This window comes from Verrucosispora sp. SN26_14.1 (assembly GCF_004307965.1).
Lineage (GTDB): Bacteria > Actinomycetota > Actinomycetes > Mycobacteriales > Micromonosporaceae > Micromonospora.
The window spans coordinates 1-6,395 of the sequence record NZ_SISL01000342.1 but is presented as its reverse complement, the minus strand read 5'-3'; the positions used below and the strand labels follow the sequence as shown (position 1 = coordinate 6,395).

Here is a 6,395-nt window from a genome sequence, read left to right as displayed (position 1 = left end):
GCACCGGCGCTCCGGTCAACCGCGCCCACGCCGCCGCCAACGCGCGGGGCTCACCGAAGCGGCCGGCGTAGCCGAGCAGCAACGCCTCGGTCAGCTCCACGTCGTGGCAGCGAGCGACGCGGACACCGGCCCGCAGCAGCGCCGGATAAAGGGTGGTGCCGCAGGCCCAGACCCAGCGCGGCGAGTCGGCCCGCTCCCGGGCGGCCACCGCGGCGGCCAGGTCGGCGGTCGGCTCCGGCTGCCCCACGGCGGCGCCCGCCGGGTCGAGGGGTTGCAGCACTCCCCCGCCCCGCTCGTCGGGCACCACCGCCACCAGCACGAACAGCATTCTTCCGCCCGGGTACGACACCCCCGCGGGCAGGAGCAGAGTCAGTCGGCGTTCGACCACGAGCGGTGGGACAGCACGAGGCGGTAGCCGTCCGGATCCTCGACGGTGATCCCCCACCGGTCCCAGTAGGCGCCCTGGGAGACCCGGCGACCACCGGCGGATTCGAGTCGGGGGACGAGCTTCTCGTCGGGAGCTTCGCCGAGGTAGATCACGAGCAGGTCCTCGGGGCTCGGTGTCGGTCGGACCGCCAGGTGCGGGCCGCCGACCAGTTCCAGGTGCCAGGAGGCTTCCGGCCAGCCCAGCATGATCAGGTCGTGCTCGCCGGGACCGCCCTGCCCTCGCCAGAGCACGTGCAGGCCGAGCCCGTCGCGATAGAAGTGCTCCGCGACCGCGAGGTCACGGGACGGTCGGGCGATCCGGATGCTGGCGGCGGGGTCGATCACGGTTGCTCCCTCGGTAGACCGAGCGAGAATCGTGCAACCTCAACCGACGTCGAGGTCAAGTCCGCCCCCGACCGGTGGGCCGGGGGCGGACGGTGTGCGCTACTTGCTGACGCCGGCGGTGAGGCCGGACTGCACCTGGCGCTGGAAGACGATATAGACGATGAGCACCGGCAGCATCGCCATCGTCACCCCGGCGAACAGGCCGGACCAGTCGGAGCGGTAGCCCTGGTTGACCGACAGCTCGATCAGCCCCTGGGAGATGACCTGGTTCTTCGGCTCGCCGGCCACCGACTGCATGAGCAGGGTCGGCAGGTACCACTGGTTCCACTGGCCGAGCACGTTGAAGATGCCGATGCTGATCAGGCCGGGCTTGGCCATCGGCAGCATCACGCTGAAGAAGAGCCGGCTGTGCGAGGCCCCGTCGACCATGCCCGCCTCCGCGATCGCGTTGGGCAGCGTCCGGAAGAACGAGTGCATGAAGAAGACGGTGAACGCCAGCGACCACGCCACGTAGACCAGGATCAGCATCAGGTGCTTGTTCGGGCCGAGGAACGGCAGCGCCACACCGGTGTTGTAGACGCCCTTGAACAGCGGCACCGCGGCGAGGTAGATCGGCAGGGTCAGACCGGACAGGAACATGTAGTAGATCAGCCGGTTGCCGGGGAACTCGTAGCGGGCGAGCACGTAGGCGGCCATCGAGCCGAGCAGCATGGTGAGGAAGACGCTGCCGGTCAACACCAGCACGGTGTTGAGGAAGAACTCGCCGATGTGCCCCTCGGTCCAGGCCCTACCGAAGTTGTGCCACTGCAACTGCTCCGGGATGAGCGACAGCGGCTTGCGGATCACCTCCGAGTCGGTCTTGAGCGCCGACATCACCACCCACAGCAGCGGGTAGAACACCATGATCGCCCAGACGGCGAGGAACAGGTGCGAGAAGCCGTTGAAGAACCGTGCCCCGGCACGACCGCCACCGACGGCGGCGCGTTCGGCCGGCGTACGTCCCGGCGGCGGGGCCTGGTCGGGCCCGGCCTGGCCACCCGGGGTGTGGGTCACCGTGCTCATCGTCCAGGTCTCCTCAGTACTCGATCCGCTCACGACGGGTGATCCGGAGCTGGAGCGCGGCCAGCAGGATCGTGAAGATCGCCAGCGCCACGCCCATGGCGCAGGCGTAGCCGAACTGGCCCTTCTGGAAGGCGGTGAAGTTCAGCACCGACGCGAAGATCTCGCTGGCGTGGTTGGGTCCGCCCTGGCTGGGCGTCATCACGAAGACCAGGGCGTACATGTCCAGGGCGATGAAGCCCAGGTAGACCCAGGCCACCGAGACGGTGTCCCGCAGCAGCGGCAGGGTGATCCGGAAGAAGGTGTGGAAGCGTCCCGCGCCGTCGAGGATGGCCGCCTCGTAGACGTCCTTCGGGATCGACTGCATGGCCGCCGAGAACAGCACCATGTAGAAACCGGCGCCGCTCCAGACCGCGATCAGCAACAACCACCACAACACCGCCGGTACGCCGAGGAAGGGCTCCGGGTCGTACATGAAGGTGATCGGGTCTTCTTCGCTGACCAGCCCGATCTTCATCAGGAGGCCGTTGATCAGGCCCTGGCTGTCGGCGCGGTAGATCTGCTGCCACATCACCGCGATGACGACCAGGGAGAGCACCTGCGGGAAGAAGAAGATCACCTTGTAGAACCCGGAGCCGAAGACGCCCCGGATGCCGGCCTTGTCCTCGCGTCCGCCCACGTTGAGCAGGAACGCGAGGAACAGGGCCAGCGCGATGGTGAACAGCGGCACGGTGATCAGGAAGAAGACGTTGTGCCAGAACGCCTTCCTGATCAGCTCGTCGGAGAACAACCGGATGTAGTTGTCCAGCCCGACGAACTGCTGCCTGTCGGAGTAGCCTCCCCAGTCGGTCAGCGAGTACCCGGCGGCCTGCAGGAAGGGCCACACCACGTAGAAGACGTAGAGGCCGACCGGCAGTGCCAGGAAACCCGTGACGAAACGGCCAACACCGTGCCGCATGTCTCTCACTTCCTCGTTCGGTTGGGTCCGGCGGGTGTCACGCGTCGCGGGTCTGCTTGGTGATGGACGAGTCCTTGGCCACCTTGTCGGCGGCGGCCTGCATCTTGTCGACGAACTGCGCGGCGGTGAGCCGGCCGGCCATCAGCTCCTGGGAGAGGTTCTGGCTCTCCTTGTCCAGGTCCGCGTAGAAGTTCCAGAACTTGATCGAGACCAGGTCCTTGGGCGCGTTCTTCATCAGGTCGTTGGCGCTGGCCAGCGCCGAGTCCTGGACGTTGTCGCCGGAGCCGGTGGTGGAGGCGAGGGACTTGGTCAGCTCGGCGAACTTCGCCGAACCGGCCTTGGAGAGCACGGCCCGCAGGAACTCCTTGGCCGCCGCCTTGTTCGGGGCCTTGCTCGGCACCACGATGCCCTCGCCGGCGCCGGCGTAGACGTCGTTGGGCGCCTTGTCGGTGGCACCCAGGCCCCAGTAGTCGGAGATCTTCATCTCGAAGCCCGGCGGGATGGTCGCCGCCATCTCGTTCTTGAGCCAGGTGCCGACCTGGATGAAGGCCGCCTTGCCGTCGAGCCAGGCCTGCTGCGACTGGGTGTGGTCGAGCTTGCCCGGGAGCACCAGCTTGTCCTTGACCAGCTTCTCCCACACCTCCAGGGCAGGCAGGATGCCGTCGGCCCGCCAGGCGTTCTCCTTGAGGTTGTCGATGTCGATGACCGCCTGCTTGCCGGCCGACTTCCAGACCGTGGCCATCAGCGCCCAGCGCGGGTAGTAGCCGTGCACGGCGTCGTAGACGTACGGCGACATGCCCTTGGCCTTGATCTTCGGGGCGAGCGCGAAGAACTCGTCGAAGGTCTTCGGCGGGGCCCAGCCCTCCCGGTCGAACAGGGCCGAGTTGTACCAGTTGCCCCAGACCGTGTAGGCGATGTTGACCACGTAGAACTTGCTCTGGAAGGTGCCGTCGGCGACGGTGCCGGGCAGCAGGGTGTCGGCGACGGTGCCCCCGCCCTCCCAGGCCGGGGCGGCGAGCAGGTCGTCCAGCGGCTCGATGGCGCCCTCGTTGACCAGGGTGCTGATGTCCATCATGTCGGCGCCCGAGTTCATCACGACGTCGCTCGGCTGCGTCGCCATCTTGGGCTGCTCTTCGGTCTTGATCTTCTGGGTGGAGCTCATGTTGACGGTGATGTTCGGGTGCTTGGCGTTGAAGATCGCCTGATCTTCCTTCGCCCAGGCGTCACCGAGCCCACCGTTGAAGATGACCACCTTCACGGCGCTGTCAGCCTGCACGCCGAAGGGGTTGTCGGTGCTCTTCTCCCCGGCGTTGTCGGTGTTCTCGCTGGGCGTGCTGCCCGCGCAGGCGCTGAGCAGACCCGCGGCCGGGGTCACCAGGAGGCCCGCGGCGGCCGCGCGGCGCAGCAGGGTCCGGCGGTTCAGATCGGGGGAAACGGACATCTCTGACTCTCCTTGTGGTGTCGGGTCAGGCGGTGCGCCGGAGACGACCGGCGTACCGCGACTCGAGGGCGAGGTTGTGCTCGTCCCCACCGGGGACGTTGGCGGAGAGGTAGATAGGGGGTGCCTCTCCGGCCTGGTGGAACCGTCGTACGACCTCCGCGGTCAGCAGCTGCGCCAGCAGCGCCGAGGTGACCGAGGAGACCGCACAGACCGCGCCGCCGCCCTCGAGCGGCAGCAGTGCGTCACCGTACGGCGCGCCGTTGTCCAGCACGACGTCGGCGAGATCGACGAGCTGCCGGCCCGACGGGTGGCGCGGAGCGACCCGTCCGGTGTGCTCGACCGAGGTGACCGCGATCAACGGGTGACCGCGACCGGTGACCAGCAGGGCCAGTTCGACCACCGAGCCGTTGATGCCGGACTGGGACGCCACCACGAACACGTCCTGCGGCTGCGGCGCGGCGATCTCGTAGAGCTGGTGGGCGATGGCCGGGTCGCGCTCCAGCTTCGGGTCGGCGAGCAGGTCGCGCGGGGCGTCGCCGTGCAGCACCAGGTCGTGCAGGGTGAGCCGGTTGGTGGGCACCAGCCCGCCGGCCCGGGCCACCAGCTCGGCCGCGAACGCCTCGGAGTGCCCGGCCCCGAACGCCTGGAGCACCCCACCGTCGCGCAGGCTGCCGGCGATCAGGTCGGCGGCCCGGCCGAGCGGTTCGTGCCCCCGGTCGACGAGACGGTCGAGAACGGGGCGGACGGCGTCCGCGTACCCCTGGGCGCTGATCATGCGCTGGCTCCCCTCGCGGCCTTGTGCCCGTCGACGGCCTGGGCGGTACGCCGGAAGGCCGCGTGTGCGCGGTCGTGGGTGCGCTGGGCGACCGCGATGTAGAGCAGGTCGAGGACGACCAGCTGCGGATGCCGGGCCGACAGCGCGTCCGGACGGAACGTGGTGGCGTGGCTGGCGGTCAGCAGCACGACGTCGGCCAGTTCGGCCAGCGGCGAGCGACGGAACCCGGTCAGCGCGATGGTGGTCGCGCCCCGGCTGCCGCCCTCGGCCACCATCTCGATGGCCTCCCGGGTCTGGCCGCTGTGCGAGATGCCCAGCGCGACGTCGCCTGGGCGCAGCAGCGCGGCGGAGGCGAGCCCGGAGTGCACGTCGTTCCACGCCCAGGCGGCCACCCCGATGCGGTGCAGGCTGAACTGCATCTCCTCGCCGACCAGGGCACTGCCGCTGGCACCGAAGATGTTGACCCGGCTGGCCCCGGCGATGGCGTTCGCGGCCCGTTCCACCTCGTCGAGGTCGAGCAGCGCGGCGGTGTCGTGCATGGCCCGGGTGTCTGCCGCCATGATCTGTTCCAGGACCCGGTCCAGCGGGTCGCTGGGCTGGATCTCGCGTCCGATGTCGACGGTCCACCCGGCCGAGCGGGCCCGGCCGGTCTCGGAGGCGATGCCCAACCGCAGGTCGGCGTAGCCGTCGAAGCCCATCGCCCGGCAGAACCGGGTGACCGTGGCCGGTGACGTGCCACTGCGCTCGGCCAGCTCGACGATGGTGGCCCGCGCCGCCGCCTCCGGGTCGCTGAGGACATGCTCGGCGACCCGGCGCAGCGCGCCGGTCAGCTCGTCTGACCCGCTGCGCACCCGAGCGAGTATCCCGCCCGAGGCGACGCCGATGGCGCCCCGCCGGTCAACCCGGTCGGCGTCGGCCACCGCGGTGCCCGCGGAGGTGTCCGCCTCGTGATCAACCATGGGACGCCTTTCGGAAAAGACTGTTAACTGATAGTGGTAAAAGTTCTTACTGAAGCCACCTCCGTGTCAAGACCGTGGGCGAAGTTTTCAAACTGTTACCTGACGCACTGTCCGGGCCCGGATCCGCCTCTTGCCCCGCAGAGGCACCGCGACCAGCATGAACGCAGATCGATCAAGGAGGTTGGATGCCGATGTCCGACACCGTCGTGATCGGCCTCGATGTCGGCGGCACGTCCACCCGGGCGCTCGCCGTGACCCTCGACGGCGGCCGTCTCGGCACCGGCCGGGCCGGCGGCGGCAACCCCACGAGCCACGGCGCCACCCGCGCCGCCGGGGAGCTCCTGACCGCCCTACGCGCGGCACTGGCCGGCATCGACCCGACCCGGGTACGCGCCGGCGCCATCGGCCTCGCCGGAGCGGGCCGCCTCCAGG

6 protein-coding genes and 2 pseudogenes are annotated in these 6,395 nt (G+C 69.3%); 1 reads left to right on the top strand and 7 read right to left on the bottom strand.

What is annotated here, in order from left to right:
- The 7 genes and pseudogenes from EYA84_RS23850 to EYA84_RS23820 all read right to left on the bottom strand — a co-directional run.
- Positions 1-349: pseudogene (locus EYA84_RS23850) on the bottom strand (bifunctional 3'-5' exonuclease/DNA polymerase); the annotation flags it as partial.
- 20 nt (positions 350-369) lie between these two features.
- A complete protein-coding gene (locus EYA84_RS23845; protein ID WP_394347607.1) occupies positions 370-768 on the bottom strand; it encodes a VOC family protein in 399 nt (132 codons plus the stop codon).
- 102 nt (positions 769-870) lie between these two features.
- On the bottom strand, positions 871-1,833 hold the full coding sequence (locus EYA84_RS23840) for a carbohydrate ABC transporter permease (RefSeq protein WP_131055515.1): 963 nt from the start codon (positions 1,831-1,833) through the stop codon (positions 871-873).
- 13 nt (positions 1,834-1,846) lie between these two features.
- On the bottom strand, positions 1,847-2,788 hold the full coding sequence (locus EYA84_RS23835) for a carbohydrate ABC transporter permease (protein WP_131055513.1): 942 nt from the start codon (positions 2,786-2,788) through the stop codon (positions 1,847-1,849).
- A 37-nt stretch (positions 2,789-2,825) separates the two neighbouring features.
- Positions 2,826-4,229 carry an N-acetylglucosamine/diacetylchitobiose ABC transporter substrate-binding protein gene (gene ngcE / locus EYA84_RS23830; RefSeq protein ID WP_131055511.1) on the bottom strand — a complete coding sequence of 468 codons (1,404 nt, stop codon included), beginning with the start codon at positions 4,227-4,229 and terminating at the stop codon, positions 2,826-2,828.
- Positions 4,230-4,254: 25 nt separating this feature from the next.
- Complete coding sequence (locus tag EYA84_RS23825; RefSeq protein WP_131055508.1) at positions 4,255-5,004, bottom strand: SIS domain-containing protein; 750 nt, start codon at positions 5,002-5,004, stop codon at positions 4,255-4,257.
- Positions 5,001-5,963: a MurR/RpiR family transcriptional regulator gene (locus EYA84_RS23820; protein ID WP_131055506.1), complete on the bottom strand. Its 963-nt coding sequence runs from the start codon at positions 5,961-5,963 to the stop codon at positions 5,001-5,003. Before EYA84_RS23820 ends, EYA84_RS23825 begins: the two co-directional genes overlap by 4 nt.
- A 191-nt stretch (positions 5,964-6,154) precedes the next feature.
- Here EYA84_RS23820 and EYA84_RS23815 point away from each other — a divergent pair.
- A pseudogene (locus tag EYA84_RS23815) lies at positions 6,155-6,395 on the top strand (ATPase); the annotation flags it as partial.